We start from the raw sequence: 24,450 nt of genomic DNA on the forward strand, positions 1-24,450 counted from the left end.
TCCACGCGCCCTGTACGCGCCGACACTTCAACTTTGAAAATGCCCCGCGGGCAGCGGCGGCACACTGGGAGACAATTCGCCGATGCGCCGCGACAGCGGCGCCGCAAGCCCGGCACGAGCGGGTGAAACCCTATGCAGATCGCTAGCCAGGACCTCCGGCCGGAGGCCCTCCTGCTTCCACATTGCTCAGCTTCCGGCCAATGTACCGGCTGGTACCGGGTCCGCGCTTACGTTTGAATTGCTTAAGCCGAGTCTGTTCAAGATGCTTAGATTTGCCTTGCCAACCATGTCGGTCGACCGGCGGTTCGGGATCGTTGCCAGCACGCTTGGCCTTCTGTTCGTGGCACTGACAAGCGGGCTCCTGGTTCACCAGTGGGGCACATATGCCAGGGCAGACCACGCGCTGTCGCATTTCCAGGTTTTCCGGGCCACATTGCTTGCCATGGAGAAGGTGTCCGCGGAGCGCGGTCCCACCAACAGCGCGCTAGGCGAAGATGTCCCGATACCGGCGCAAAGGGCGGCGGCACTGCGGGCTGCGCGCGCCGAAAGCGACGCGCGTATCGCGCATCTGCTGGGGCTGCTCGAGTCGAGCCATTGTGACGAGTGCTCGATGGAGTGGGCAGCGGCGCAGCGTGCGCACGCCGAACTGGCCGCTGCTCGCGCGAACATCGACCAGGTTATCCGTGTGCCGCTCGCGCAGCGCACCGATCAGGTGCTCGAGCAGGCCGTGGTCCGCATGGTTGAGGTCATCCCGCAGTTCGCGCCTATCACCAACGCGAGTACCAAGGGCGTGCTGGATGGCGATGCCAATGCGCTGAATTGCCTGATGGCGGCCCGTCTGGCGGCTGTGCTCAGGGAGCAGGCCGGGCTGCTTGGCTCGCGCTTTACCGCGGCATTGGCGTCGCGCCGGAATCTGACCGAAGCAGAGCAATTTGCCATCGAACGCACTCGCGGCGGGATCGACCAGCTGGGCGCGTTATTGAGGACCCGCGTGATGGAGGATACGGCGCTGGCTCACGGGGCCTTTGTCCGGATGAAGAGGCAGTACTTTGGCGACGGCCTGGCGTATGTGAATCGCGTTCGCGCGCTGGCCAGCCTCCCCGGAGGAGCGGTCGCCTCAACTGGCGAGTTTGCCGCGCAGTATGTGCCGCTCATGCGCTCGATCGTCGAGTTCCGCGACGAGGCGCTGACGCTGGCCGAGGAGGAGGTGCGCTCGCACCGGCACGCGATGCTGGCCCGGCTGGTGGGCGCCGCCGGCATCTTGTCGGCCTTGATGTGCGCGCTGGGCCTGGGCGTGTGGCTGTTTCGCCGGCAGGTCATCCAGCCGTTCGCCGAGGCCGCGCGTGTCATCCGGGCAATCGCCGCGGGTGGCCCGTCCGCGGACTTGCCGTCGAACGCGTATCGGGGCGAGATACAGGAGCTCTTCGACGCCGTCCAGGTCTTGAAGACGAACGATCTCGAAAGGACGCGGCTCGAACAGGAGCGCCAGCGCCTGATTGCGGAACTCAGGATGATGGCGGAGACCGATTCGCTGACGCGGCTCCTCAACCGCCGCGCGTTTGAAAGCCGCGCGCAGGCCGCCTGTCTGTATCAAGACGCGCGGGCACCCTACCTTGCGCTGGTCATGATCGACATTGACCATTTCAAACGCATCAACGACACCTACGGTCACGCGGCTGGCGACCGCGCGCTCGAACACATGGCCGACCTGTGCCGCGACACATGGCGCAAAGACGATATCGTCGCGCGCATCGGCGGCGAGGAGTTCGCCGTGCTGGCCGGCGTGCGGGAGCGGGCGCAAGCGCTCGAGCTGGTGCAACGCCTGCGCATCCGGCTGGCGCAAGCCAGTGTGCCGATCGAGCGGGCGGAGGGCTTCACGATGAGCGCAAGTTTTGGCATCGCCTACGCCGCCCGCGCGGATTCGACCAGCATCCGGTCCCTGCTCAAGCGAGCGGACCGCTTGCTCTACCAGGCCAAGCTGGCCGGGCGCGATCGCATCGAGGTGGAAGCGGATGACTGTTCCCAGCCATGACGGGCGAGAGGGCTTTGCCTGGCCGAAAATAAAGGGGAGCGGGCAACCGCGCGGGCGTCCTGCCGACCGAAGCCCATCGGTTCAATCGGGGACGGGCAGCATCGATCGCCGGGGGCAAACGGCCGGTCTCAACCGATCGCCATCCAGGCTATTCGCCAACGACGATCGAGTTCCTAACCCGGTCCAGCAGCGGCAGCCACACGCCGCGCGCCGTGTCGCGGCACGAGAGGATGAGCAGCAGTTCCTGGTCCGGCGTATAGATGTCGAAATGCTGCACGTAGATCGTGCCTTGCGCACCCGTGCGCACGTAGCTGATCGCAATCGCGGGCCAGCCACCGATCTTGTCGAGGCGCGGCTCGTCGATGGAGATTATCTCCCTGCCCGATGTCTTCAAGGAGTCGCGCATCCTGCGCTCGAAGCTCGCGCCATAGGCCTGCAGCAGCGACCTGTCGAAGCGGCGGACCTGCTCGGGCGTGACCGGCGCTTGCGCAATCGAGTTGACGATCACGGCCGCGTGCGGATTCTGCACATTGGATACGGCATGAAGGAGGTTGACGGTTTGGCCCGCCGGCGCCGGGACGATGGAGACGCCTCCCACGGCGTCCGCGATGGTGCCGTGGGCCCGGCCCTGGGCGCCGGACAGGATGGTCCAGTCCTTGGGAACCTGAATGGCAACCTGCCTGGCGAGCCCGATCTGCACGAAGGGCGTTTGCGCGCCCCCGCCGGCCTGGGCAAAACACGGCGCGACATTCAGGGCCAAGCCCAGCGCGCAGCCAGCCGCCGCCAGTACAAGCCTGCAGCATTGCGCACGCATGCTCCCTCCGTCGTGATCCCGGACAGGAACAATATAGACCTGAAGAGGCGATCCGGCACGGCTCCTAGCGTTGCACGAGCGCCAGCCTGACGCGTTCCACGTTGCGGTTGCAGTTCGTCCTGGTCTTCAGGGAGGCGATCTGCTTGCGCACCGTCTCGGATACCCCGGCGATCCGCCGCTCGGCATCTTAGCCCGCCACCACATTGCGCGGCGACCCTGCCGCGAACGCCGCGATATTGTCGATCAACTGGTCCGCCAGTGCCTGGATGGCCTCCCGGCTGGCCCAGGCCACGTGCGGCGTCAGCAGGAAGGCGGGATGGTCGCGCAGCGCATGGAACGGGTGGCCGGGGCCGGGCGGCTCCTGGGTGGCCACGTCGAAGCCGGCCCCGGAAACCTGTCCTTGCCGCAGCGCCTCGACCAGCGCGGCCTCGTCGACCAGTCCGCCGCGCGCGGTGTTGATCAGTAGCGGGCGCCGCGCCATCTGCGCGAACTCCTCGCGGCCGATCAGGCCCACGTTGGCGGGGGTCAGCGGGCAGTGCAGCGTGATGATGTCGCTCAGGCGCAGCATGTCGGCGAAGGGCGTGTGTTGCGCGTCGGCTTCGTGCTGGCCCTTGCGGGCGGCGTACAGCACCTTGAGCCCCAGCAGCCGCGCGATCTCGCCCACCGCGCGCCCGAGGGTGCCGCCGCCGACGATGCCGATAGTCGAGCCGGCCAGGTCGTGGATCGGGTAGTCGTGCAAGCAGAACTGCCCCGAGGCCTGCCAGCGGCCCGCGCGCACCGCGTCGCAGTAGGCATGCAGGCTGCGGCGCAGCGCGAAGATCAGCGCAAAGGTGTGCTCGGGCACCGTATGCACGGCGTAGTTGCGCACGTTCGAGACGCAGATGCCCTGGGCGGCGCAGGCGCGCAGGTCGACGTGGTCGGTCCCGGTGGCCGCGATCGCCACCAGGCGCAGGCCGGCGGCCTGGCGCAGCACCTCGGCCGGCAGCTTGACCTTGTTGGTGATGACGATCTGCGCGTTGGCGATACGTCCGGCCACTTCATGCGGCGCGGTGGCGTCAAAGACCGTCAGTCGATGCGCAAACGGCAACGCGCGCAGCACGGTCTCGGGGGCCAGCGTGCCGCGGTCCAGGAAGACGACTTCCGGCGTGGTCTGGGTGGGATTCATGATGTTTGCCTGTCTCGGATCTCTGCGCCTGGGTGGTGAGTGCGCCACGCCGATGGTGCCGGTGCGCAGCGCGCTAAGCGGCCATGGTGGCGTCGGGCGGCCAAATTGACAATGTCGTTCTTGTCCACTAGCCTTTCCCGATTCTCAAACCTCGGGGCGTGGCTGGACGACCCAGGCCATCCCGCCGCCATCGATGCCGCCGCCTTCCGGACGCTCCGCGTGATCAATCCCGCCCATCTCGACCTGCAGTCCCTGCGCCTGTTCCTGATGGTGGCGCAGAGCGGCAGCTTTACCAAGGCCGCCGAGCGCACCCACATGACGCTGTCGGCGCTCAGCCGCCGCGTCGCCGACCTGGAAAAGACCACCGATTGCGCCTTGTTCGTGCGGCTGCCGCGCGGGCTGGAACTCACCCCGGCCGGCCACGGGCTGGTTGGCCATGCCCGGGCCGTGCTCGACACGGTGAATCGCCTGGCGGGCGAGATGAGCGATTTCGCCATCGGCGTGCGGGGGCATGTGCGCGTGTGGGCCAATACCTCGGCCATCATCCAGTTCATGCCGCAGGACCTGGGCGTGTTCCTGCACGCGCAGCCGCTGATCCGCGTCAGCCTGGAGGAGCGCATGAGCGACGAGGTGATCGCGGCGGTGGCGGGCGCGCAGGCGGATATCGGCGTGTTTGCCGACAACGTCGCGGCCGGCGCGCTGGAAAAATTCGAGTACCGCCGCGACCGCCTGGTGGTGCTGGTGCCGCCGGAGCATCCGCTGGCGGTGCGCGCCGAGGTGGCCTTCGCCGACGCGCTCGAATACGACTTCGTCGGCCTCAACCAGGGCAGCTCGCTGCTGCAGCGGCTGGCCGACGCATCGGCCGCGCTGGAGCGGGTGCTCAAGCTGCGCGTGCAGGTCAGCAGTTTCGATGCGATCTGCCGCATGATCGAGGCGGGCCTTGGCATCGGGGTCTTGCCGGAGGGCGCCGTGCGCGCCGAGATCCTTGGCGCCGGGTTGCGCGCCATCCGCCTGGCCGATCCGTGGGCCTCGCGCACGCTGTGGCTTGGCGTGAAGTCGGCCGCGGCGCTGCAACCCGAGGCGCGCAAGCTGTTCGATCACTTGTTGGCGCCGCGCTGAAGGTGCGGCCGAAGGTGCGGCTGAGGTGGCCGCCACAGCTTTGCGATTTCGGAAAGGGTGCTGGAGCAATCCGACATGTTCGTGCGCCTGCGCAACTGCCATGATGGCTTTCGGCTAAATCGCAGAGAGAGCAAGCGCGACATGATTGACCACCTCGACCACCTGGTGCTGACCAGCACGGATGCCGGCGCCACCATCGATTTCTATACGCGCGTGCTCGGCATGCAGCTGGAAGCCTTCGGCGAGAACCGCGTGGCGTTTCGCTTCGGCAACCAGAAGATCAACCTGCACGTGCGGGGCAGGGAGTTCGAGCCCAAGGCGCACCTGCCGGTGCCCGGCGCGCTGGACCTGTGCTTTATCGCATCGATCCCGCTCGATGCCGTGATCGAGCGGCTGCGCGCATCCGACTGGCCCATCGTTGCCGGGCCGGTCGCGCGGACCGGCGCCACGCAGAAGATCCGCTCCGTCTACGTGCGCGATCCGGACCTGAACCTGATCGAGATCTCCGAGCTGGCCGCGCCGTGACCAGCGAGATGGCGTTGAAGACCGTGCCTGCGCGCGGGCTGCGCGTGCTGCTGGCGCCCGACTCGTTCAAAGGCAGCCTGGATGCGCCGGCGGCGGCCCGGCATATGGCCGAGGGCATCCGCAATGCGCTGCCGGATGCCCGGGTGACGCAGGTACCCATTGCCGATGGCGGCGAAGGCACGGCTGCCGTGGTGGCCGCGGCATGCGGCGGGCGCTGGCACGCGGTGGACGTGACGGATGCCAACGGCCAGCTTGTGCGCATGCCGTTTGCCGCATGCGAGAGCGCGGCGCTTGGCGCCTTCGCGATCTTCGATGTGGCGGCGGTGGCCGGCCTGCCCGACGCGGTGGCCGCGCCCGGCGCGCGTACCACGCGCGGGGTAGGGCAGGCCATACGCGGGATTGCCGCGCAGGGCTTCGCCACCATCGTGGTTGGCCTGGGCGGCTCGTCCACCAACGATGCCGGCGCCGGCCTGCTGGCGGAGCTGGCGCTCGATTTCCTCGATGCGGCGGGCGGGCGCATCGACCCGGTGCTCGACAATCTTGCTTCGATCCGCAGCCTGCGCCCACGCGCTGATGCGGGCCAGTGGCAAGCGCCGCACCTGGTGGCGCTCACCGATGTCACCAGCCCTTTGTGCGGGCGGCTTGGCGCCAGCATGATCTTTGGCGCGCAAAAGGGCGTGACGGATCTCGCGCAAGCGGACGAGGTGCTGGGGGAGTTCGCGGCGCGCTGCGAGCTGGCGCTCGGTCGCCATGCAGCGCAAGCGCAGGGCGCGGGCGCCGCGGGCGGGCTGGGCTTTGCCCTGCGGTTGCTTGGCGCGCAATTGCTGCCGGGCGGCAGCTTTATCCTCGACGCCGCCGGGTTGGCGACGGTGGCCGGGTACGACTGGATCCTGACCGGCGAAGGCCGCTCGGATCGCCAGACCTTGCTTGGCAAGGGCCCGGCGCTGATCGCGGCGCTGGGCCGCCGGCACGGCGTGCCGGTGACCTTGCTATCGGGGGAGATTGCCGATGGCGCGCTGCTGCGCGAGGCGTTCGACGGCTGCTTCTCGGTGCAGGCCGGCCCTGCGTCGCTGGCCTGGTCGATCGCGCAGGGCGGGGCACTGCTGGAAGCGGCCGCCGCGCAGCTGGCACGGCTCTATGCGGCCGCGCGCCGTTCCGACTAGATGGACGACCCGTCGGATGCCGAGGCCGGCGCCGCAGCCGCAGCGGCACGCGGTGCCACCGGTGCGGCGCGGCGTGGCGACGATGCCGCGGGCCTGCTCACGGCCCGCACGGCACGGGGCGCCGCCGCACTCGCCGCACTCGCCGCGCTTGCCATGCCCTGGTTGCCCAGCCTGAACACGGCCACCGTGTCCTTCAGCTTGGCGGCTTGTTCTTCCAGTGATTGCGCTGCCGCGGCCGCTTCTTCGACCAGCGACGCGTTCTGCTGCGTCACTTCATCCATCTGGCTCACCGCGTGCGCGGCTGTCTTGCGGTTGAATGACATCATGGCGCGATTGTTCTCGCATCACGTCCCGCGTGCGTTGGGCGCATTGGGTGCTTCGGCCGCAACCGCCACCATCTCGCGCACCATCGCGCGAAAGCGGACCACGGCCGCCGGCAGCATGCCGTGGCGCAGCGCCAGGTGCAGGGGCGCGGTCAGCGGCGGGCTCTCGCCCAGCGGGCGATAGACGATGTCCTCGCCACCCAGGCGGTGCATGGACGCGGGCACCACGGACACGCCAAGGCCCGCCGCCACCAGGCTGAGCGTGGCCGGCAGGCGCGGCGCTTCCTGCGCCACCAGCGGGCTGAAGCCTGCGGCGCGGCAGGCCGTCAGGATCGCGTCATACAGGCCGGGCCCGGCGGGGCGGCGGTAGAGGATGAAGGGCTCGCGCGCCAGCGCGGCCAGCGGCAGTGCGCCAGCCTGCGCCGCCAGCGGATGCCCTGCCGGCAGCGCCGCCAGCATCGGCTCCTCCAGCACGGCATCGAGCACCAGCCCGGCGGTGCTGCCCACCGGCGAGCGTACGAAGGCGGCGTCCAGCCGCTCGTGCAGGATCGCGTCCACCAGCTCGCTGGTGCCGGCTTCCTCCAGCGTCACCGCAACGCCCGGCACGCTCTCGCGAAACCGGCGCAGCACGGCGGGCACAAAGGGGTGCAGGGCGGCGGAGCTGGTAAAGCCCACCGCCAGCCGCCCTTGCTCCCCGGCCGCGGCGCGGCGCACCACGTCGGCCACGCCTTCGGCACGGGCCAGCACGGCGCGGGCCTCTTCCAGCAACGCCAGGCCGGCCTCTGTCGGGCGCACGCCGCGCGGCAGGCGGCGCATCAGCAAAACGCCCAGTTCCTCTTCCAGCCCGCGCAGCAGGCGCGTGAGCGGCGGCTGCTGCATGCCGAGGCGCTCGGCGGCGCGGGTGACGTGGCCTTCTTCGGCCAGCACGACGAAGGCGCGCAGCCGGCGTAGCTCTATCATTGCCATACTCTAAGGGTATTGAGATCGTGTTCAATATGCATTGGAAATCATAGCAGTTCGGCTCTATCCTGACGGCATGTTTCGGGCATCAACGGAGCACGGCCATGGACCAGGGAAAGGGAACGGGAGCGGGAATGGATCAGGATCAAGGCAGGGACGCCAACCTTCCCGCCCCCTCGTACTCCGGCAATTTGCTGGAATTCCTGGCGTGGCTGGACGCCACGCCGCGCACCTTCGCCGACACCATGGAGGCATGGCGCACGTCCTGCCCACGGCTGTCCGCGTGGGAGGACGCGACGACGGCCGGCCTGGTGGGGATGACGTCCCGGCCTGGCGTGCCGCGCGCGCAGGCCATCGTCGCGTTGACCCTCAAGGGCAGGGCCGCGCTGCAACAGGCCAGGCAGCCCGCGATGCCGAAGAATCCGAACAAGCCAGATCTTCCGAAGCACTAGGACCGAACCCGCAAAGGAGCAGCAATGACTTGGTCAGCCAAGCAATACGTGAAATTCGAGAACGAGCGTACCCGCCCGGTACGCGACCTGCTGGCCGCGGTGCCGGGGCGCGAGCCGCGCATTGCGGTGGACATCGGCTGCGGCCCGGGCAACTCGACCGAGGTGCTGGCCGCCTGCTTTCCCGGCGCGAGCGTGACCGGGCTGGACAGCTCGGCCGACATGGTCGAAGCCGCGCGCAAGCGGCTGCCGGCATTGAAGTTCGAGGTGAGCAGCATCGAAACCTGGTACGACCCGGGCCCCTACGATGTGATCCTCGCCAATGCCGTGCTGCAATGGCTGCCCGACCACGGCCGCCTGCTGCCCGCGCTGGCCGCCAAGCTGGCGCCCGGCGGCAGCCTTGCCATCCAGGTGCCCGACACGCTGGACACGCCCGCGCACCGCCTGATGCGCGAGGTCGCCGCCGATGGCCCGTGGGCCGGCAAGCTGGCCGCGGCCTCGCAGGCGCGTACCGGGTTGCAGGGCGCTGGCTGGTATTACGAACTGCTACGCGCGCATTGCAGTACGGTCGATGTCTGGCACACCACCTACCACCACGCGCTGGCCGGCGGCCCCGCCGCCATTGTCGAGTGGTTCAAGGGCACCGGCCTGCGCCCCTTCCTCGACCCGCTGGACGAAGCCGAGCGCGCGGCGTACCTGGAGCGCTATACGGCGGCAGTGGCGCGCGCCTATCCGCCGATGGCGGACGGCAGCGTGCTGCTGCCGTTCCCGAGGTTCTTTATCGTGGCGACGCGCTGAACGCCAGGGCGGCCTTGTTTCAGGCGCTGGCTGTGAGCGCGCTGACGTCCATCACGTACATCTGCCGTTCGCCATCGTGGATCGAGTCGATGCAGGCGTGGCGGCCGTCGCGGCTCCAGCGCGGATGCAGGTCGCAGCGGTTCTCCTTCTTCAGGCCGGGGTCCGTGTAGAAGCTGCCCAGGTCATGGCGCAAGCCGGACGCCGTGTCGTAGAGAAAGAGGATCCGCTCGTTGGTGGCGGCATCGGGATAGGTGTCGCTCAGCAGCCAGTTGCGCGCCACCGGCGAGAATGTCATGTGGCCGTTTTCCGTCAGCACGCCGTCGCCTATGACCTGCACCTCGCCGTCCTCGCTGTCGTGATAGAGGTGGTAGTGGATGCTGCCGGCATGCGGCCCCCACACGATGATGTGCTCATCGTCCTGCCACAGCGGATGCGAGATCTGGTACTCGGACTTCTCATAGTCAAACGTGCCGACCGCGCCGGGATCGAAATCCGCCGCCAGTTGCGGCAGCGGATGGTCGGAGCACTCCAGCAGGCGCAGGTCGGAGCCATCGGGATTGGCCGTGATGAGCCGGTGCAGGAAGCATGTCTCGTCCTTCACTCGCTCGGTCCAACGGTGCAGCAGCAGCACGCGCGACGAGCGCGGGTTGATCTCGATATGGCTGACCCAGTGGATGGCCTTGTCCATCGAGGCCTTCGGGTGGAAGTTGCGCAGGTCCTGGTAGCTCAGGACCAGGCGCGTCTGGCCGGTGCGCAGGTCCATGTAGTGGATGCCGTCGTCGGCCGGCGCGTTGGGCAACGCGGGTTGCGGCGTCGCGTTGCTGTAGCCGATGGTCTGGTGCGTGATGTACAGGCGGCGGTAGTTCACGCACAGGCCGTACTCGCTGTTCGGCGCGACCACATACACGGGCATGGGCAGGGGCCTGTCCTCCCCCGTGTCCACGTTATGCACCGTCGCGCCCAGATGCGGGAAGAAGGCCGATGCGTCGTCCGTCCTGCGGTTGTAGATGAGCTGCCTGCCGGGCGCGCCGTCGAGCCACTGCAGCTGTGCGCCCATCTGCCAGTTCCAGGCGGTGGTCTGGCCTACGCGGTGAAAGCGGTCGCCATCCTGCAGGTCGAAGAAGCCGATTTCGGCTACCAGGTCCGGCACCAGTTCGGCGTCGGCCATCGGCACGCGCTGCGCCAGCACGTAGCGCTGGCTGCGGTCCCAGGTGCTCTTGTTGTAGTAGCCAAAGAAGTGGTGGAGGCCGTCCGCGCCCAGCCGCCGGTAGGGCAGCGGGCTGGCAATGATGCGTGAGGAATGCATGAAGCTGGGTTTCCGTTGAGACTGGATATGCTGGCGCAAGGCGGGTTTGCCGCCTTGGTATCGCGCCGCCTTGTTCCGCGCTACTTCGCGTTATTCCGCGTTGTTCCGCGTTATTCCGCGCTGATCTTGCCCTTGGCGATGACCTGGTCCCAGCGCGCTTTTTCCGTCGCGATAAAGCGCTGCGCGGCGTCGCGGGTGTTGGCCGCGGGGGTCATGCCTTGCTCCTGCAGGCCCTGGCGGAATTCGGGCGTGGCGACGATCTGCCGGATATCAGCGTTGAGCTTGTCGGCGATTCAACAGCAGCTTCCGCTTCATCGGAGTGTTCTCCCTTTTTTTGGCCGCCGGCCCGGCTATCGGCGGCGCGTTCGTCTTGATCGTGCGGCGAGTGTAGGGGAGCGACATTATTCTGAATAATGCTTTATCGCGGGGAGACTATGCAGTCCTGGTATATCTTGCGGGTCTAATCGATTCGGACGTTTTCCCATGGCGAGACCCCTGAATTTCCGAGAAATCGAAGCCTTCCGGGCGGTGATGCTGACCGGCACCACCACCGCGGCTGCAGCGATGCTCCACACGACCCAGCCTTCGGTGAGCCGGCTGCTGGCCCAGATGCAGGCCGCGGCGGGGCTCAAGCTGTTCGATACACAGAAGGGGCGGCTACGCCCAACGCAGGAAGCGCGCTGCTTGTTCGATACCGTGCAGCACCACTTCATGGGGCTGGCAAGGATCGAGCAGGACGTGGCGGTGCTGCGCAAGTCCGGCACCGGCGTGCTGCGGATCGGCTGCACGCCGTCACTCGGGCTGGGGGTGATGCCGCAAGTGGTCGGCGAGTTCGCGCGCCGCCATGCGGACGTGCACGTCAATCTGCAGACGGTAGGCGGGCACCACCTGCGCGAGGGCCTGCTCAATGGCCAGTATGACCTGGTGCTGTCCACCAGCCATCTCGACGATCCCCACTTCGACGTGCGCGTCATGCATCGCACCAACGCGGTTTGCGTCATGCATCCCGGCCACGCGCTGGCCGGGCGCGCCACGATTCACGTACGCGACCTGCACAACCAGTTCCTGCTCACGCTGAATGCCGATGACGAACTGCATGTGGCATTCCTGCGGGGCATGCGGCAGTGGCAGGTAGAGCCGTCGGCCACCATCGAGACCACTTATTCGGGGACCATCTGCAGCATGGCCGCGCAGGGCGCCGGCATCGGCATCGTGAATCCGTACGTGGCTGACGTGTTCGCGCACGGCCTGCGCGTGCTGCCGCTGCTGCCGGCTTGCCCGGTGGAAGTGTGCATGGCGCTGCCCAGCCAGTCGGCCAGCTCCGCGATCTCCGAGGAATTCGCCGCGCTGCTGGAGGCCCGATTCGCGGCGCGGGAGGCGCGGCGCTGACCGTGGCGCGCGTGCTCAGGCCTTGCGCAGGTAGCAGGCCTTGAGCATGAGGCTGCCGGCGCTAAGCAGGCGGGCTACTTGCCATTTCCAGCCACCTGCGCATCGCCCTGCGCCGGCGCCTGGCGGCTGCGCCCGCTGCCTCCGCGCCGCCGGTCCGCGAGCGGCAGACCGCCACGCGCGGCCATCTGCCGCGAGCGCTGCTCAAGCCGCCCCAGCATGTCACCTAGCTGCGCCACTTCCTTGCCCTCCAGCGCATCCAGCAGTTCCAGGTTGACCTGTTTCGTCAGCGGGAAGATCTCGCCGTACAGCGACTCTCCCGCAGCGGTCAGCGCCAGCGTGACCTGCCGCGCATCGTCCGGCCGCGCCACCCGGCTGACCAGCTTCTTGTCGACCAGGGCGGTGATCGTGCGGGAGGCGCGGGGACGGTCCAGGTGGGCCAGTTGCGCCAGCTCGGACGAGCTCATCTCGCGCGGCGCACCCTGTGCGCCCAGCAGGGCCAGCAGGCGCCATTCCCTGCGCGTGATGCCGAACTGGCCCTCGCAATAGCGGATCACGATGCCGCCGGCATCTGCCAGCAGGCAGCTCAGGCGATAGAGCAGGAGGTCCTCGATCGATTGCGGCTGGTTCAGGCGGTTGGTAGCTGGCACGGAAGCTGGCACGGAAGCTGGCATGGAGGCGACCCTGGTGAATCGGATGTTCGTGATCGCGTGGCCTGGCAAGGCGCTCACGCGAGAAGCCGCATTACAGTCCAGCGGCGCCATGGCGTCAATCAATGCGACGAATGCTACACGGCGGCGGGCCCGCGTTCGGCCACGTCGTATGGCCCGTTCAGATAATCCGGATTCTCTTGCGCGGGCTTATCCGGCAACCTTCGGCCAGCACCCTAGAACAGGCAAGCGACTCAGCTTGCCGGCACGAGTTTCGGAGACAACGATGATTGGCATGACCGCGATAAAGCACGTAGGCACTGGGTTGAGGTGGATGGTTTTCGGGCCGCTTGCGGCAGCGCTTGCCTCGGGCGCGATGGCCGCGGATGGGTTCCCGTCCAAGCCGGTCACGCTGGTGGTTCCCTTTTCGGCGGGCGGCCCGACGGATGTCGTGGCGCGAGCACTTGCGCAGGCGATGTCCAAGGATCTCGGCCAGAGCGTGATCGTGGAGAACCGCCTCGGCGCCGGCGGCACCGTCGCGGCGGCCTATGTCGCGCGGGCCCAGCCGGATGGCTACACCATCCTGATCCACCACAACGGGATGGCGACGGCGCCCGCGCTGTACAAGAAGCTGTCGTATAGCCCGCTGAAAGACTTCGAGTACATCGGGCAAGTCGCGGATGTCCCGATGACGCTGCTCGGGCGCAAGGACCTGCCTGCGGCCACCACGCAAGACCTGGTGAAGTACGTCACCCAGAACAAGGACAAGGTCTCCCTGGCCAATGCCGGGCTGGGGGCGGTATCCCAGCTGTGCGGGCTGCTGTTCGAGGAGGCGGTGCATGTGAAGATGACCGCGATTCCCTACCAGGGCACCGGGCCGGCGCTCACGGCGCTGCTTGGCGGGCAGGTTGACCTGTTGTGCGACCAGACCACGTCGACGCTGCCGCATATCAATGCCAACCGGCTCAGGTTCTATGGCGTGACCACGCCCAAGCGCATCAAGGCGCTACCCAATGCGCCGACGCTGCAGGAGGGCGGTCTCAAGGGCTTCGAGATGAAGGTCTGGCATGGGGTCTACGCGCCCAAGGGCACGCCGCCAGCTGTCACCGCGCGCCTGACCAAAGCCCTGCAGAAGGGCCTGCAGGACCCGTTGGTAGCGAAGCGGCTCGATGATCTCGGCGCCGAGGTCGTGCCAGTCGACAAGCAGACGCCGGAAGGGCTGCACACCTGGCTCAAGGCGGAGAGCGACAAATGGCAACCGCTACTGAGAACGATGAAGGTGGAAGCGGACTAACGAGATGGCATGACGGGTGCCAGCGCGGGCCGGCCAGGGCCCGCCGTCATCGCAAGAACGCCGCCTGCAGACGCAGCGCGGCGTTTTTGCGTTCGCCTGCGGCAGGGCGGTAGCAGCGCGCGCCCGGGCCAGCGTTGCAGGCATCTAGTTCGCTGATGGCAGCAGCGTAATTTTCTATTTCACCATTGTCTTGCCCGCTGGCTACCATCGTCTCCACGGGTCTGGCGATGGCCGCCGGGCCCGCACTATAACAATCTGGAAGAGACATGAAACGCTTGATTGTGCAAGTCGGGATCGGTGCGCTCGTCGCCTTTGGCGCGCACGCCCAGCCGGTGTACCCCGACCATCCCATCCGCATGGTGGTTGGCTTTGCCGCCGGCGGCAGCACGGACCTGGTGGCGCGTATCGTCGCCAACAAGGTCGGCATGCAGCTGGGCCAGTCGATCGTGGTCGAGAACCGGGCAGGCGCGGGCGGCAGCATTGCCACCGACGCCGTCGCCAAGAGCAAGGCCGATGGCTACACGCTGCTGTTCGGCACCAGCTCGCACGCCATCAACGCGTCGCTATACAAGACGCTTCCCTACGACAGCGGCGCGGTCGTGCCCGTGTCGATCGTGGCCGCCGTGCCGATGGTGCTCTCGGTGAACCCATCGGTGAAAGCCAACACCGCAAAGGAACTGGTCGACGACATCAGGAAGCACCCCGGCAAGTACAGCTACGGCTCCGCGGGCAAGGGCAGCGCGCTGCATATGGCCGTGGAACTGCTGAAGTACCAGGAACACCTGGACATCGTCCACGCGCCTTACCGGGGTGCGAGCCAGGCGATCCAGTCCGTGATGTCCGGCGACCTGCAGTTCATCACCGATGCCGTTTCCACTTCCGCGCCCATGATCAAGGCCGGGCGCCTGAAGGCGCTCGCGGTCACGACCGGCACGCGTTCGAGCGTGCTGCCGAATGTCCCGACGATGAAGGAGGCGGGCTTTCCCAGCTATGAAACCTCGATCTGGAACATGGTGATGGTGCCCCGCGGCACGCCCGCGTCCGTGATCGAAAAGCTGAGCGCGGCCCTGCAACAGGCCGTCAAGGACCCTGAAGTACGGGAGCGGATGGAGAAGATCGGCGTGGAACCCGTGGTGGATTCCAGCCCGGACCAGGCCGCCAGGTTCGTGCAGGCGGAGACGCGCCGCTGGGCGGAGGTCATCAAGGCGGGCAACATCCAGGCGGATTGAGTGCAGCCCTCGGCGGCGCCCGGCCGCGCTACGCGCCAATCCAGGTGGCGCCTGGCCAGGCGCCATCCAGCACCAGGCGCTTGATCAGCGTGACCAGTTCCGCCGAGGCGAAGCTGGCGGCAGGCGACATCCGGCGTGTGGCCGGATGCGCCAGCACGATGCGCCGGGAAAGGTTGGGAGAGGTGATCGGCGCTGCGGCCAACGTGCCTCTTTCCAGTTCTTCGGAGACCGCCGAGCTGGGCAGGACCGTATAGCCAAAGCCCTTGGCAACCAGGGATTTCTGCACGCTCAGGGAGTTGGTCTCGACGGCGACCGTGAGCGAGACCCCGGCTACCGCACACGCATGCTCGACCACCGTGCGCAGGCCGTGCGGCGCATTGGGTAGCACCAGCGGCAGGTCCCGCAGTCTCTCGATGGTATGCGCGGCGCCCGCGGGCACGGTGCCGGGCAGGCCGATCAGGCAGAGCTGTTCGTCGAGCAGCGCCTCGACCTGCAGGCCGGGGGAAGCCTTGATGTCGTACAGCAGCGCGATCTCGACCTCGCCCGACTCAAGCCATTGCATGAGGTTGCCCGCGTAGCCCACGTTGAGCCGCATGACCAGTTGCGGGTGCTTGTCCTTCACGGTGGCGACCAGCGCCGCGGCCAGCAGCTCGCACGTGCTGGGGAGCAGGCCGAGCGCCGCCGTGCCGGAGATCGTCCCGGCCACCGGCTGGATCTCCGCCTTGGCCCGGTCAAGCTCGCGCAGTGCGCGGCGGCCGTACTCAACCAGGGTCCGGCCAGCGTCGGTGAGGACCATGCCATGCCGTTCGCGCTCGAACAGCTCTACGCCGAACTCCTCTTCAAGCAGCCGTACATGCCGGGAGACGGCCGGCTGCACGATGCGAAGAAGCTCGGCGGCCTTGGTGGCGCTGCCGGTCTCGGCGATGGCCAGGAGGGCGCGAAGTTGCTTGATGTCCATGGGCGTGGGGTGCGTGATCCTGATGGTTGGCCGGTGATGCCCGGCTATCCAAATTACTGATGGAGGAATCAAATTATTGTATTTCATAAAAGATTCCATTCAATTTTATGATAACAGCGTTGTTCCCCTACCTGGATCACTTCCCATGACAAATCCAAATCCTGAGCCCCTTGCCTGGCAAGAAGACATCTTCCGAGTCATCAAGCAAGCCGGGGTCCGCCAAGTTGCCTACGTGCCGGACGCCGGCCACGCGCATGTCATCCAGCGGGCCGAGGCCGACCCGGCGATCCGCGACATCGTCCTCACCACCGAGGAAGAGGGCGTCGGCGTGGTCAGCGGCGCGTGGCTGGGCGGCGAGCGCGCGGTGCTGCTCATGCAGAGCAGCGGCGTGGGCAACTGCGTGAACATGTTCTCGCTGCTGGAAAGCTGCCGTTTCCCGTTCTTCACCATCGTGACCATGCGCGGCGAGTACGCCGAGTTCAATCCCTGGCAGGGGCCGATGGGCCTGGCTACCGAGGGGGCGCTCAAGCTGATGGGCATCACGGTGTACCGCGTGGACTCGCCGCAGGACGCTGCGGAACTGGTCGACGCGGGGCTGTCTTCCGCATTCGACGCCGGGCAACGCGTCGCGATTCTTCTCTCTCAAAGCCTCATCGGCCGCAAAAAGTGGGTGCGCTGAACCTATGACTACCTCGACCTCCAAGCCGGCGATCAACCGCCGCGATTTCGTTGCCGCACTGCTCAGGCAGTTTCCCGATGCGCTCGTCGTGACCGGTCTCGGCTCGCCCTCGTACGACGTCTTTGCCGCCGGCGACCGGCCGAGCAATTTCTACCTGTGGGGCGCAATGGGCGGATCCACCTCGGTGGCGCTCGGGCTGGCCGTGGCACAGCCGCACAAGCAGGTCATCGCCATCACGGGCGACGGCGAGCAACTAATGGGCATCGGCAGCCTGGCGACCGCCGCTGCGCAGAACCCGAAGAACCTCGCGGTGGTGATCCTGGATAACGGCCACTTTGGCGAGACCGGCATGCAGCAAAGCCACACCAGCCTGGGCACCAACCTCGCGCAGGTGGCCAAGGGTTGCGGCGTGGCTACGACGCTCGAGATCTTCGACATCGACGAAATCGAGACGCTGGCGCACGCGATCCGCAACGCCGGCGGGATGACCGTGGCCCGGGTGAGCGTCGGCGCCGAGGAGCACCAGCGCGCCTTGCCGCCGCGCGACGGCGTATTCGTCAAGAACCGGTTCCGCCAGCATCTGGGCTTCGAGCCGTTCTAGCCGTCCTAGCCGTCCCGCGGCAGCTTGCCATCCTGCGCATCCATCCTGCACTTCCAACCTAACCGGACAGCATTGCCCCATGAAGCAGTATCAAATGTTCATCGACGGGACCTTCGTGAATGCAAGCGACGGTCGCTGGTTCGAAACCCAGAATCCCTTCACCGGCAAAGCCTGGGCAGAGGTTGCCCGCGGCACGGCGGCCGACGTCGACCGCGCGGCCAGCGCAGCCGATCGCGCATTCCGCGTGGGCCCGTGGGCGGAGCTGACGGCCACCCAGCGTGGCGCGTTGCTGCGCAGGCTCGGCGACCTGATCGCCAGGGACGCCGAGCGCCTGGCCGAGTTCGAAGTGCAGGACAACGGCAAGCTGCTCGCCGAGATGAGCGGGCAGGTGAGGTACCTGCCGCAGTGGTTTTACTATTTTGGCGGCCTGGCCGACAAGATCGAGGGCACGGTCATCCCGCTCGACAAGAAGGGCTACTTCAACTACACGCGCAGCGAGCCCTTGGGCGTGGTGGCCGCCATCACGCCCTGGAATTCCCCGCTGATGCTGCTGGCGTGGAAGATCGCGCCGGCGCTGGCCGCCGGGTGCACGGTGGTGGTCAAGCCGTCGGAATTCACTTCCGTTTCCGCGCTGGAGCTGGCGCTGCTGTTCCAGGAGGCAGGCTTTGCGCCGGGCGTCTTCAACGTCGTGACGGGTTTCGGCGCGGAGGTCGGCTCGCCGCTTGTCACGCATCCGCTGGTCAGGAAGGTCACGTTCACGGGGTCCGATGCCACCGGCCGCGTGATCAACCAGCAGTGCGCGGCGCAGTTCAAGCATGTCAGCCTGGAGCTTGGCGGCAAGTCGCCCAACATCGTGTTCAACGATGCCAACATGGAGGATGCCGTCAACGGCGCCGTCTCGGGCATCTTCGCGGCCAGCGGACAAACCTGCATTGCCGGTTCCCGCCTGCTGCTGCAGGAAGACATCCATGATGCATTCGTGGACAAGCTGGTGGCGCTGGCCAGGACGGCAAAGCTTGGCAACCCGATGAACGCCTCGACTCAGGTCGGCCCCATTACCACGCCGGCGCAGTATGACAAGGTGCTTTCCTACATCCAGATTGCCAAGGACGAGGGCGCCAACCTGGTGCTGGGCGGCCAGCCCGCGTCGTGCGGGGACGGGTGGTTCGTCGAGCCGACCATCTTCTCCGGCGTTACCCCGCAGATGCGCATCGCGCGGGAGGAAGTCTTTGGCCCGGTGTTGTCCATCCTGAAGTTCAAGGACGAACGCGAAGCGATAGCGATCGCCAACGATAGCTGCTACGGTCTCGGGGCGGGCGTGTGGACCAGCGATATCGGCAGGGCGTTCCGCATGTCCGAGCAGATACAGGCCGGCACCGTTTGGGTGAATACGTACCGGGCGGTCAGTGTCATGTCGCCATTCGGTGGCTACAAGGACTCCGGCCTGGGGCGGGAGAACGGCATCGACGCGATCCGGGCTTATCTGCAGACCAAGAGCGTCTGGATCAATACCGGCGCGGGCTCCGGCAATCCGTTCACCATGCGGTAGCGGTGCCTTGGTGGGACGTTCGCGTCGTCAGCCGATGACCTTTGCCGGGCTCCCGCCGGCAGCTTGCGCCACGTTGATCAGCTCGTCGATGAGGGCGCGCGCGCAGCCGGGCAGCCCCTGCAGTTCGCGCACGATGACCGCGCGCTCGCGGATCACCCACGGGTCGTCCAGCTCGACGATGGCGAGCTTCATGGTCTGGCGGTGCCGCAGCGCCGCGGAGAGCGGCACCACGCCGATGCCCACGCCCGCTTCGATCATGCGGCACATCGCTTCAAAGCTGCGAATCTGGATGCGGATCTGCAGCTTGCGCCGTTGCTCGCGGACCAGGTCGGTGAGGAAGGCATGCAGGGTGCTGCCTTCGTGCAGGCTCACGTGCTCGTACTCGAGGGTGTCGGCGAGCGAGACCTTGCTCTTTTGCGTGAGCGGATGGCCGATGGGTGTGGCAAGCACGAGCTTGTCGGTGCTGAAGTGCACCACTTCAAGCCCTTCCGGGTTCAGGGGCCCGGAGATGATGCCAAGGTCCGCGCTGCCGTCGAGCACGCCCCGGATGATGTCCCGCGTCAGGCGCTCCTGCAGGTCAACGGTCACGGCAGGGCGCTCCGCCATGAAGCGGGAAAGCACTTCCGGCATGAACTCCGTGACCGCGGTGGTGTTCGCGAAGATGCGGATGTGACCGACGGTATCCTTCGAAAACTCCTCGAAATCGCTGCGCACATGTTCGAACTGCCGCTCGATGACCCGCGCGTGGCGCAGCAGCCGTTCTCCGGCGGGCGTCAGCGCCAGTCCTTTGCTCTCCCGGTAGAACAGCCGGGTGCCCAACTGGTCTTCCAGGGATTTGAGGCGCGCGCTGGCAGCGGCTGGGGACAAAAATGCTTTTCTCGCACCGCGAGAGAGGTTTTCTTCCTCGGCGATGCGGGCAAAGAGCCTGAGGTCGGCAAAGTCAAAGTGCATGGATACTCCTTCGCCGCCACTGTACCAAGGGGTCGCTGGCGCCGCAATTCATGCGGCGGCCGCGCTGGCAAGGCATGGTTTCCACTAAAGCGAATGGCTGCTTCGATAAAACAAGATATACCGATACCCCTCACTTTGAGAGACTAGCTCCGGCGGACGCTGCACCAGGCGTGCCGCCCAAGCGTGGCGACTTCCGGCTGGGACGGGGCGCCGTGGACCCATTTCTCTCGTTTGCCGCTGCGCTGCGCAGGGCAGGCGGGACCCTGACCGGATAAGGCTGCTATGCGCCCCCTGGATGGCATCACCGTTGTTTCCCTCGAACACGCCATTGCCGCGCCGTTCTGTACCCGGCAGCTGGCGGACCTTGGTGCCCGGGTCATCAAGGTCGAGCGGCCCAAAGTGGGCGATTTCGCGCGTGGCTACGATGAACGGGTGGATGGCCTGTCCTCGCATTTCGCTTGGACCAACCGTTCCAAGGAAAGCCTGGCGCTGGACCTCAAGCACAGCGAGGCATCCACCATCCTGGACAAGATCCTCGACAAGGCCGACGTGCTGGTCCAGAACCTGGCGCCGGGCGCGGCGGACCGGCTCGGCCTTTCCTATGCGGCGTTGTCGCAGCGCTACCCCGGCATGGTCGTTTGCGATATCTCAGGCTACGGCAACGACGGTCCCTACCGGGACAAGAAGGCCTATGACCTGCTGATCCAGGCGGAGTCCGGCTTCGTCTCCATCACCGGCACCCCCGATAGCCCCGCCAAGGCAGGCTGCTCCATTGCCGACATCGCCGCCGGCATGTACGCCTATACCAACATCCTGGCCGCGCTGCTGCAGCGCGGCAAGACCGGAAAGGGCGCGCATATCGACGTGTCGATGCTGGAGAGCATGGTCGAGTGGATGAGCTACCCGCTCTATTACGCCTTCGATGGCGCAACGCCGCCGCCGCGTGCCGGCGCCTCGCACGCCACCATCTTCCCGTACGGCCCTTTTACCGCCGGCGACGGCAAGACCATCATCCTGGGCCTGCAGAACGAGCGCGAGTGGGAGGCCTTTTGCCGCGTCGTGCTGGAGCGGCCGGAGCTGACGGCCGACGCGCGCTTTGTCACGAACTCCCTGCGCACACAGAGCCGCGCGGAACTGACGGAGATCATCACGACGGTGTTCTCCGCCCTGACGATCGAGGCGGTGATCGAGCGGCTCGAGCGCGCGCAAATCGCCAATGCCCGCATGAACGACATGCGCGACGTCTGGGACCATCCGCAGCTCAAGGCGCGCGAGCGCTGGACCTCGGTGCAGTCGCCCGTCGGCGTCATTCCGGCGCTACTGCCGCCCGGCACCCCGCAGTCGTTCGAGCCACGCATGGACGCGATTCCCGCGCTTGGCCAGCACAGCGAGCGCATCCTGCGCGAGCTTGGCTACACCGCGGACGATGTAGCCCGCCTCAGCGCCGAAGGCGCGATCTGAACCTATTGCCCGCTATTGCCCGCTATCCGGATAAAGACCTCATGGCAACCGCCGCTATCGCTCGTTCCTATCTCTTCGTGCCCGCCAATCGTCCCGAACGCTTCGCCAAAGCCAACGCGTCAGGCGCGGACGCGGTCATTCTCGACCTCGAGGACGCGGTGTCCGACGAGGACAAGGACCGGGCAAGGGGGCTGCTGGAGGCGTACCTGGCTGGCGGTGGCGCCGGCATGGTGCGCATCAATGCCACGCAGACGCAATGGTTTGAGCATGACCTGTGCCTTTGCGGCGAGGCAGGCGTGACGGGCGTCGTCCTGCCCAAGGCGGAAAGCGCGGCGGATGTCGCGCTGGTGGCAAAACACCTTCGCCCCGGCGTGAAGGTGCTCCCGCTCATCGAGACCGCCAGGGGCATGGCCAATGTCAACGAGGTGGCCGGCGCGCCGGGCGTTGACCGCCTGGTATTCGGGACCGTGGATTTCCGCACTGAGATGGGCATCGAAGGCGACGACCAGGAACTGCTGTTTTTCCGCTCCATGCTCGTCCTTGCGTCCCGGGTCGCGCGCATCGCGGCGCCGGTGGACGGGGTGACGCTTGCCATTGCCGATGTCGACGAAATCCGCAACGCCACCGAACGCGGGCGGCGCCTGGGCTTCGGGGCAAAGCTCTGCATTCATCCCGCGCAGGTGGCCGAAGTCAACGGCGCCTACCGGCCAACCGAAGCGCAACTGGCCTGGGCCGCGAGAGTGGTCGAGCAGGCAAGGTCAGGCCCGGGCGCATTCCAGCTGGACGGCGAAATGATCGACGCGCCAGTCATTGCGCGCGCCGTGAGCCTGCTTGAGCGCGCGGGCCGGGCGCCGGCCTGATCAACATCAACGATTGACCCCGAGCATAACCACAGAGAGATTGATGGACACTGCCAAACTGAAGGAGTGGATCGGTAAGTCAACCGAGTCCCAGGACAAAATCACCGCGTTCCCGGTCAAGGCGCTTTGCGCGACCCTGGACCGTGAAGACCCGGCCCCCGTGCGTGGCGATGCCTTGCCGCCGCTCTGGCACTGGCTGTATTTCCTGCCCCTGCACCGGCAGTCCGAGCTGGGCGTCGACGGCCACGCCAATCGCGGTGGCTTCCTGCCGCCCGTGCCACTGCCGCGCCGCATGTGGGCCGGCGGGCGCCTGCGCTTTCACCAGCCGCTGCGCGTTGGCGACGCGGTGTCGAAGACCTCCACCATCCTCGACGTGAGTGCCAAGACGGGCCGGACCGGCTCGCTGGCCTTCGTGACCGTGGAGCACAGATATTCGGGGCCGCAGGGCCTGGCCGTGACGGAAGAGCACGACATCGTCTACCGCGAGCAAGCCGCCCCGGGCGCCGCGGCGCCGGAGCCGGTTGCCGCGCGCACGGACGAAGACTGGTCCCGCGATATCGCGCCCGACCCGGTGCTGCTGTTCCGTTTCTCCGCGCTGACGTTCAATGGCCACCGGATCCACTACGACCACGAGTACGTGACCACCGTCGAGCACTATCCGGACCTGATCGTCCACGGCCCATTGCTGGCCGTGCTGCTGCTCGACCTGGTACGCAGGAATCTGCCGGATGCCACCGTCAGCAGCTTCTCCTTCAAGGGCGTGCGGCCGACCCATGTTCCCCAGCGCTTCCAGGCCTGCGGGAAAGTGAGCGAGGACGGCAAGACGGTCGCGCTGTGGATTCGCCAGGCGGACGGCGCCCTCGCCATGACCGCTACCGCCGACCTTGGCTAAGCCAGGCTCATCCAATCGGAATCAATTCGGAATCAAACCGAATCAAACCGAACCAGACAAAGCAAAGCGCTTACGGAGACATCCCGTGCTGAACATAGTCGATGAACATCAAGAAATCCGCGAAGCCATCCGCGACCTGTGCGGGCAGTTCTCGTCGGAGTATTTCCGCAAGATCGACGAGGTCCGGGGCTATCCCGAGGAATTCGTCAATGCGCTGACCGCCGCCGGCTGGCTGGCCGCCCTGATCCCCGAGGAGTACGGCGGATCGGGGCTGAGCCTGACGCAGGCCTCGGTCATCATGGAAGAGATCAACCGTGCCGGCGGCAACTCGGGCGCCTGCCATGGCCAGATGTACAACATGGGCACGCTGCTGCGCCACGGCTCCCCCGAGCAAAAGAGGGAGTACCTGCCGAAGATCGCGAGCGGCGAGCTGCGCCTGCAATCCATGGCGGTCACCGAGCCGAGCACCGGGACGGATACCACCAAGATCAAGACCACCGCGGTGCGCAAGGGCGACAAGTATGTCGTCAACGGCCAGAAGGTCTGGATCTCGCGCGTGCAGCACTCGGATCTCATGATCCTGCTGGCGCGGACCACGCCGCTGGCGGAGTGCAAGAAGAAGTCGGAAGGCATGTCCATCTTCCTGGTGGACCTGCGCGAGGCCATCGGCAAGGGCCTGACGGTCCAGCCGATCATCAACATGGTCAATCACGAGACCAACGAGCTCTTTTTCGACAACCTGGAGATCCCGGCCGAGAACCTGATCGGCGAGGAGGGCAAGGGCTTCAAGTACATCCTGGATGGCCTGAACGCCGAGCGCACGCTGATTGCCGCGGAATGCATCGGCGACGGCTACTGGTTCATCGACAAGGTGACCAAGTACGTCAACGAGCGCGTGGTGTTCGGCCGGCCCATCGGCCAGAACCAGGGCGTGCAGTTCCCTATCGCGCGGGCGTTCGTCAACGTGGAAGCGGCGAGCCTGATGCGCTTCCAGGCTGCCAAGCTGTTCGACGAGCACCAGCCCTGCGGCGCGCAGGCCAACATGGCCAAGCTGCTGGCGGCGGATGCCTCCTGGGAGGCCGCCAACGCCTGCCTGCAGTATCACGGTGGGTTTGGCTTCGCCGCGGAATACGATGTGGAGCGCAAGTTCCGCGAAACCCGCCTGTACCAGGTCGCGCCGATCTCGACCAACCTCATCCTGTCGTATGTCGGGGAGCACATCCTTGGCATGCCGCGGTCGTTCTGAGGATCGGAGGCAGCGTAGCGCCGGCATGCGGCGCTACGCT

24 protein-coding genes and 1 pseudogene are annotated in these 24,450 nt (G+C 66.8%); 16 read left to right on the forward strand and 9 right to left on the reverse strand.

Going from position 1 to position 24,450, the window contains the following annotated elements; genetic code table 11:
• The first annotated feature begins 286 nt into the window (after nt 1-286).
• The gene (locus ACGLHR_RS00075; RefSeq protein ID WP_400091303.1) at nt 287-2,032 is read left to right on the forward strand and encodes a diguanylate cyclase; all 1,746 of its coding nucleotides are present in this window, start codon (nt 287-289) and stop codon (nt 2,030-2,032) included.
• 148 nt (nt 2,033-2,180) lie between these two features.
• Here the strand turns inward: ACGLHR_RS00075 and ACGLHR_RS00080 are convergent, their stop codons facing one another.
• Together ACGLHR_RS00080 and ACGLHR_RS00085 are read right to left on the reverse strand one after the other, a co-directional pair.
• A complete protein-coding gene (locus ACGLHR_RS00080) occupies nt 2,181-2,846 on the reverse strand; it encodes a hypothetical protein (protein WP_400091128.1) in 666 nt (221 codons plus the stop codon).
• A 187-nt stretch (nt 2,847-3,033) separates the two neighbouring features.
• A complete protein-coding gene (locus ACGLHR_RS00085; protein WP_318232346.1) occupies nt 3,034-4,011 on the reverse strand; it encodes a D-2-hydroxyacid dehydrogenase in 978 nt (325 codons plus the stop codon).
• Nucleotides 4,012-4,230: 219 nt separating this feature from the next.
• On the opposite strand from ACGLHR_RS00085, the gene ACGLHR_RS00090 reads away from it, so the two are divergent.
• The 3 genes from ACGLHR_RS00090 (at nt 4,231) to ACGLHR_RS00100 (ending at nt 6,818) form a co-directional block, all read left to right on the forward strand.
• Nucleotides 4,231-5,130 (forward strand): LysR family transcriptional regulator, encoded by a 900-nt coding sequence (locus tag ACGLHR_RS00090; RefSeq protein ID WP_400091304.1) that lies wholly within the window; start codon nt 4,231-4,233, stop codon nt 5,128-5,130.
• Between the two features lie 141 nt (nt 5,131-5,271).
• A complete protein-coding gene (locus ACGLHR_RS00095; RefSeq protein WP_267606431.1) occupies nt 5,272-5,655 on the forward strand; it encodes a VOC family protein in 384 nt (127 codons plus the stop codon).
• The gene (locus ACGLHR_RS00100) at nt 5,652-6,818 is read left to right on the forward strand and encodes a glycerate kinase (protein WP_400091129.1); all 1,167 of its coding nucleotides are present in this window, start codon (nt 5,652-5,654) and stop codon (nt 6,816-6,818) included. The genes ACGLHR_RS00095 and ACGLHR_RS00100 overlap by 4 nt, the downstream gene beginning before the upstream one ends.
• On the opposite strand, the gene ACGLHR_RS00105 is transcribed toward ACGLHR_RS00100, so the two are convergent.
• On the reverse strand, nt 6,815-7,144 hold the full coding sequence (locus tag ACGLHR_RS00105; RefSeq protein ID WP_400091130.1) for a hypothetical protein: 330 nt from the start codon (nt 7,142-7,144) through the stop codon (nt 6,815-6,817). The two genes, ACGLHR_RS00100 and ACGLHR_RS00105, sit on opposite strands and share 4 nt — an antisense overlap.
• An 18-nt stretch (nt 7,145-7,162) precedes the next feature.
• The gene (locus ACGLHR_RS00110) at nt 7,163-8,107 is read right to left on the reverse strand and encodes a LysR substrate-binding domain-containing protein (protein WP_400091131.1); all 945 of its coding nucleotides are present in this window, start codon (nt 8,105-8,107) and stop codon (nt 7,163-7,165) included.
• Nucleotides 8,108-8,235: 128 nt separating this feature from the next.
• Between ACGLHR_RS00110 and ACGLHR_RS00115 the strand changes: the two genes are divergently transcribed.
• Both ACGLHR_RS00115 and tam read left to right on the forward strand, forming a co-directional pair.
• Nucleotides 8,236-8,553, forward strand: a complete 318-nt coding sequence (locus ACGLHR_RS00115; protein WP_400091134.1) for a hypothetical protein — start codon at nt 8,236-8,238, stop codon at nt 8,551-8,553.
• Between the two features lie 24 nt (nt 8,554-8,577).
• On the forward strand, nt 8,578-9,348 hold the full coding sequence (tam, locus tag ACGLHR_RS00120; RefSeq protein WP_318232351.1) for a trans-aconitate 2-methyltransferase: 771 nt from the start codon (nt 8,578-8,580) through the stop codon (nt 9,346-9,348).
• Nucleotides 9,349-9,367: 19 nt separating this feature from the next.
• Here the strand turns inward: tam and ACGLHR_RS00125 are convergent, their stop codons facing one another.
• Both ACGLHR_RS00125 and ACGLHR_RS00130 read right to left on the reverse strand, forming a co-directional pair.
• Complete coding sequence (locus ACGLHR_RS00125) at nt 9,368-10,654, reverse strand: hypothetical protein (protein WP_400091136.1); 1,287 nt, start codon at nt 10,652-10,654, stop codon at nt 9,368-9,370.
• A 110-nt stretch (nt 10,655-10,764) separates the two neighbouring features.
• Nucleotides 10,765-10,947, reverse strand: a pseudogene (locus ACGLHR_RS00130) (tripartite tricarboxylate transporter substrate binding protein); the annotation flags it as partial.
• A gap of 190 nt (nt 10,948-11,137) precedes the next feature.
• Here ACGLHR_RS00130 and ACGLHR_RS00135 point away from each other — a divergent pair.
• Nucleotides 11,138-12,043: a LysR substrate-binding domain-containing protein gene (locus ACGLHR_RS00135; protein ID WP_400091138.1), complete on the forward strand. Its 906-nt coding sequence runs from the start codon at nt 11,138-11,140 to the stop codon at nt 12,041-12,043.
• A gap of 74 nt (nt 12,044-12,117) precedes the next feature.
• Here ACGLHR_RS00135 and ACGLHR_RS00140 read toward each other — a convergent pair whose 3' ends face one another.
• A complete protein-coding gene (locus ACGLHR_RS00140) occupies nt 12,118-12,690 on the reverse strand; it encodes a MarR family winged helix-turn-helix transcriptional regulator (protein ID WP_400091140.1) in 573 nt (190 codons plus the stop codon).
• 334 nt (nt 12,691-13,024) lie between these two features.
• On the opposite strand from ACGLHR_RS00140, the gene ACGLHR_RS00145 reads away from it, so the two are divergent.
• Nucleotides 13,025-13,984, forward strand: coding sequence for a tripartite tricarboxylate transporter substrate-binding protein (locus ACGLHR_RS00145; RefSeq protein ID WP_400091305.1), 960 nt, complete (start codon nt 13,025-13,027; stop codon nt 13,982-13,984).
• A gap of 266 nt (nt 13,985-14,250) precedes the next feature.
• Entirely contained in the window at nt 14,251-15,213 is a 963-nt protein-coding gene (locus ACGLHR_RS00150) for a Bug family tripartite tricarboxylate transporter substrate binding protein (RefSeq protein WP_400091142.1), read from the forward strand.
• Nucleotides 15,214-15,241: 28 nt separating this feature from the next.
• Here ACGLHR_RS00150 and ACGLHR_RS00155 read toward each other — a convergent pair whose 3' ends face one another.
• The gene (locus ACGLHR_RS00155; RefSeq protein ID WP_400091144.1) at nt 15,242-16,171 is read right to left on the reverse strand and encodes a LysR family transcriptional regulator; all 930 of its coding nucleotides are present in this window, start codon (nt 16,169-16,171) and stop codon (nt 15,242-15,244) included.
• Between the two features lie 145 nt (nt 16,172-16,316).
• On the opposite strand from ACGLHR_RS00155, the gene ACGLHR_RS00160 reads away from it, so the two are divergent.
• From ACGLHR_RS00160 to ACGLHR_RS00170, 3 genes are all read left to right on the forward strand, one after another.
• A complete protein-coding gene (locus tag ACGLHR_RS00160; RefSeq protein WP_400091145.1) occupies nt 16,317-16,850 on the forward strand; it encodes a phosphonopyruvate decarboxylase in 534 nt (177 codons plus the stop codon).
• Between the two features lie 4 nt (nt 16,851-16,854).
• A complete protein-coding gene (locus ACGLHR_RS00165; protein ID WP_400091147.1) occupies nt 16,855-17,451 on the forward strand; it encodes a thiamine pyrophosphate-dependent enzyme in 597 nt (198 codons plus the stop codon).
• A gap of 79 nt (nt 17,452-17,530) precedes the next feature.
• Nucleotides 17,531-19,000, forward strand: a complete 1,470-nt coding sequence (locus ACGLHR_RS00170; protein ID WP_400091148.1) for an aldehyde dehydrogenase — start codon at nt 17,531-17,533, stop codon at nt 18,998-19,000.
• 27 nt (nt 19,001-19,027) lie between these two features.
• Here the strand turns inward: ACGLHR_RS00170 and ACGLHR_RS00175 are convergent, their stop codons facing one another.
• On the reverse strand, nt 19,028-19,951 hold the full coding sequence (locus ACGLHR_RS00175; protein ID WP_400091151.1) for a LysR family transcriptional regulator: 924 nt from the start codon (nt 19,949-19,951) through the stop codon (nt 19,028-19,030).
• A gap of 282 nt (nt 19,952-20,233) precedes the next feature.
• Between ACGLHR_RS00175 and ACGLHR_RS00180 the strand changes: the two genes are divergently transcribed.
• From ACGLHR_RS00180 to ACGLHR_RS00195, 4 genes are all read left to right on the forward strand, one after another.
• The gene (locus ACGLHR_RS00180; protein ID WP_318235598.1) at nt 20,234-21,412 is read left to right on the forward strand and encodes a CaiB/BaiF CoA-transferase family protein; all 1,179 of its coding nucleotides are present in this window, start codon (nt 20,234-20,236) and stop codon (nt 21,410-21,412) included.
• 41 nt (nt 21,413-21,453) lie between these two features.
• Nucleotides 21,454-22,272: an HpcH/HpaI aldolase/citrate lyase family protein gene (locus ACGLHR_RS00185; protein ID WP_400091153.1), complete on the forward strand. Its 819-nt coding sequence runs from the start codon at nt 21,454-21,456 to the stop codon at nt 22,270-22,272.
• Between the two features lie 43 nt (nt 22,273-22,315).
• Nucleotides 22,316-23,164 (forward strand): MaoC family dehydratase N-terminal domain-containing protein, encoded by an 849-nt coding sequence (locus ACGLHR_RS00190; protein WP_400091154.1) that lies wholly within the window; start codon nt 22,316-22,318, stop codon nt 23,162-23,164.
• Nucleotides 23,165-23,249: 85 nt separating this feature from the next.
• Nucleotides 23,250-24,410 carry an acyl-CoA dehydrogenase family protein gene (locus ACGLHR_RS00195; RefSeq protein ID WP_400091156.1) on the forward strand — a complete coding sequence of 387 codons (1,161 nt, stop codon included), beginning with the start codon at nt 23,250-23,252 and terminating at the stop codon, nt 24,408-24,410.
• The last annotated feature ends 40 nt before the right edge of the window (nt 24,411-24,450 follow it).

The sequence above is a fragment of the Cupriavidus sp. CuC1 genome, assembly GCF_044627735.1.
Lineage (GTDB): Bacteria > Pseudomonadota > Gammaproteobacteria > Burkholderiales > Burkholderiaceae > Cupriavidus > Cupriavidus ulmosensis.

Excerpts from the sequence above, each read along its gene's own strand:
- ACGLHR_RS00075 (WP_400091303.1), top strand. The coding sequence starts at position 287 with ATGTCGGTCGACCGGCGGTTCGGGATCGTTGCCAGCACGCTTGGCCTT.
- ACGLHR_RS00080 (WP_400091128.1), bottom strand. The coding sequence starts at position 2,846 with ATGCGTGCGCAATGCTGCAGGCTTGTACTGGCGGCGGCTGGCTGCGCG.
- ACGLHR_RS00085 (WP_318232346.1), bottom strand. The coding sequence starts at position 4,011 with ATGAATCCCACCCAGACCACGCCGGAAGTCGTCTTCCTGGACCGCGGC.
- ACGLHR_RS00095 (WP_267606431.1), top strand. The coding sequence starts at position 5,272 with ATGATTGACCACCTCGACCACCTGGTGCTGACCAGCACGGATGCCGGC.
- ACGLHR_RS00105 (WP_400091130.1), bottom strand. The coding sequence starts at position 7,144 with ATGATGTCATTCAACCGCAAGACAGCCGCGCACGCGGTGAGCCAGATG.
- ACGLHR_RS00110 (WP_400091131.1), bottom strand. The coding sequence starts at position 8,107 with ATGGCAATGATAGAGCTACGCCGGCTGCGCGCCTTCGTCGTGCTGGCC.
- ACGLHR_RS00115 (WP_400091134.1), top strand. The coding sequence starts at position 8,236 with ATGGATCAGGATCAAGGCAGGGACGCCAACCTTCCCGCCCCCTCGTAC.
- tam (WP_318232351.1), top strand. The coding sequence starts at position 8,578 with ATGACTTGGTCAGCCAAGCAATACGTGAAATTCGAGAACGAGCGTACC.
- ACGLHR_RS00125 (WP_400091136.1), bottom strand. The coding sequence starts at position 10,654 with ATGCATTCCTCACGCATCATTGCCAGCCCGCTGCCCTACCGGCGGCTG.
- ACGLHR_RS00135 (WP_400091138.1), top strand. The coding sequence starts at position 11,138 with ATGGCGAGACCCCTGAATTTCCGAGAAATCGAAGCCTTCCGGGCGGTG.
- ACGLHR_RS00145 (WP_400091305.1), top strand. The coding sequence starts at position 13,025 with ATGGTTTTCGGGCCGCTTGCGGCAGCGCTTGCCTCGGGCGCGATGGCC.
- ACGLHR_RS00150 (WP_400091142.1), top strand. The coding sequence starts at position 14,251 with ATGAAACGCTTGATTGTGCAAGTCGGGATCGGTGCGCTCGTCGCCTTT.
- ACGLHR_RS00155 (WP_400091144.1), bottom strand. The coding sequence starts at position 16,171 with ATGGACATCAAGCAACTTCGCGCCCTCCTGGCCATCGCCGAGACCGGC.
- ACGLHR_RS00160 (WP_400091145.1), top strand. The coding sequence starts at position 16,317 with ATGACAAATCCAAATCCTGAGCCCCTTGCCTGGCAAGAAGACATCTTC.
- ACGLHR_RS00165 (WP_400091147.1), top strand. The coding sequence starts at position 16,855 with ATGACTACCTCGACCTCCAAGCCGGCGATCAACCGCCGCGATTTCGTT.
- ACGLHR_RS00170 (WP_400091148.1), top strand. The coding sequence starts at position 17,531 with ATGAAGCAGTATCAAATGTTCATCGACGGGACCTTCGTGAATGCAAGC.
- ACGLHR_RS00175 (WP_400091151.1), bottom strand. The coding sequence starts at position 19,951 with ATGCACTTTGACTTTGCCGACCTCAGGCTCTTTGCCCGCATCGCCGAG.
- ACGLHR_RS00180 (WP_318235598.1), top strand. The coding sequence starts at position 20,234 with ATGCGCCCCCTGGATGGCATCACCGTTGTTTCCCTCGAACACGCCATT.
- ACGLHR_RS00185 (WP_400091153.1), top strand. The coding sequence starts at position 21,454 with ATGGCAACCGCCGCTATCGCTCGTTCCTATCTCTTCGTGCCCGCCAAT.
- ACGLHR_RS00190 (WP_400091154.1), top strand. The coding sequence starts at position 22,316 with ATGGACACTGCCAAACTGAAGGAGTGGATCGGTAAGTCAACCGAGTCC.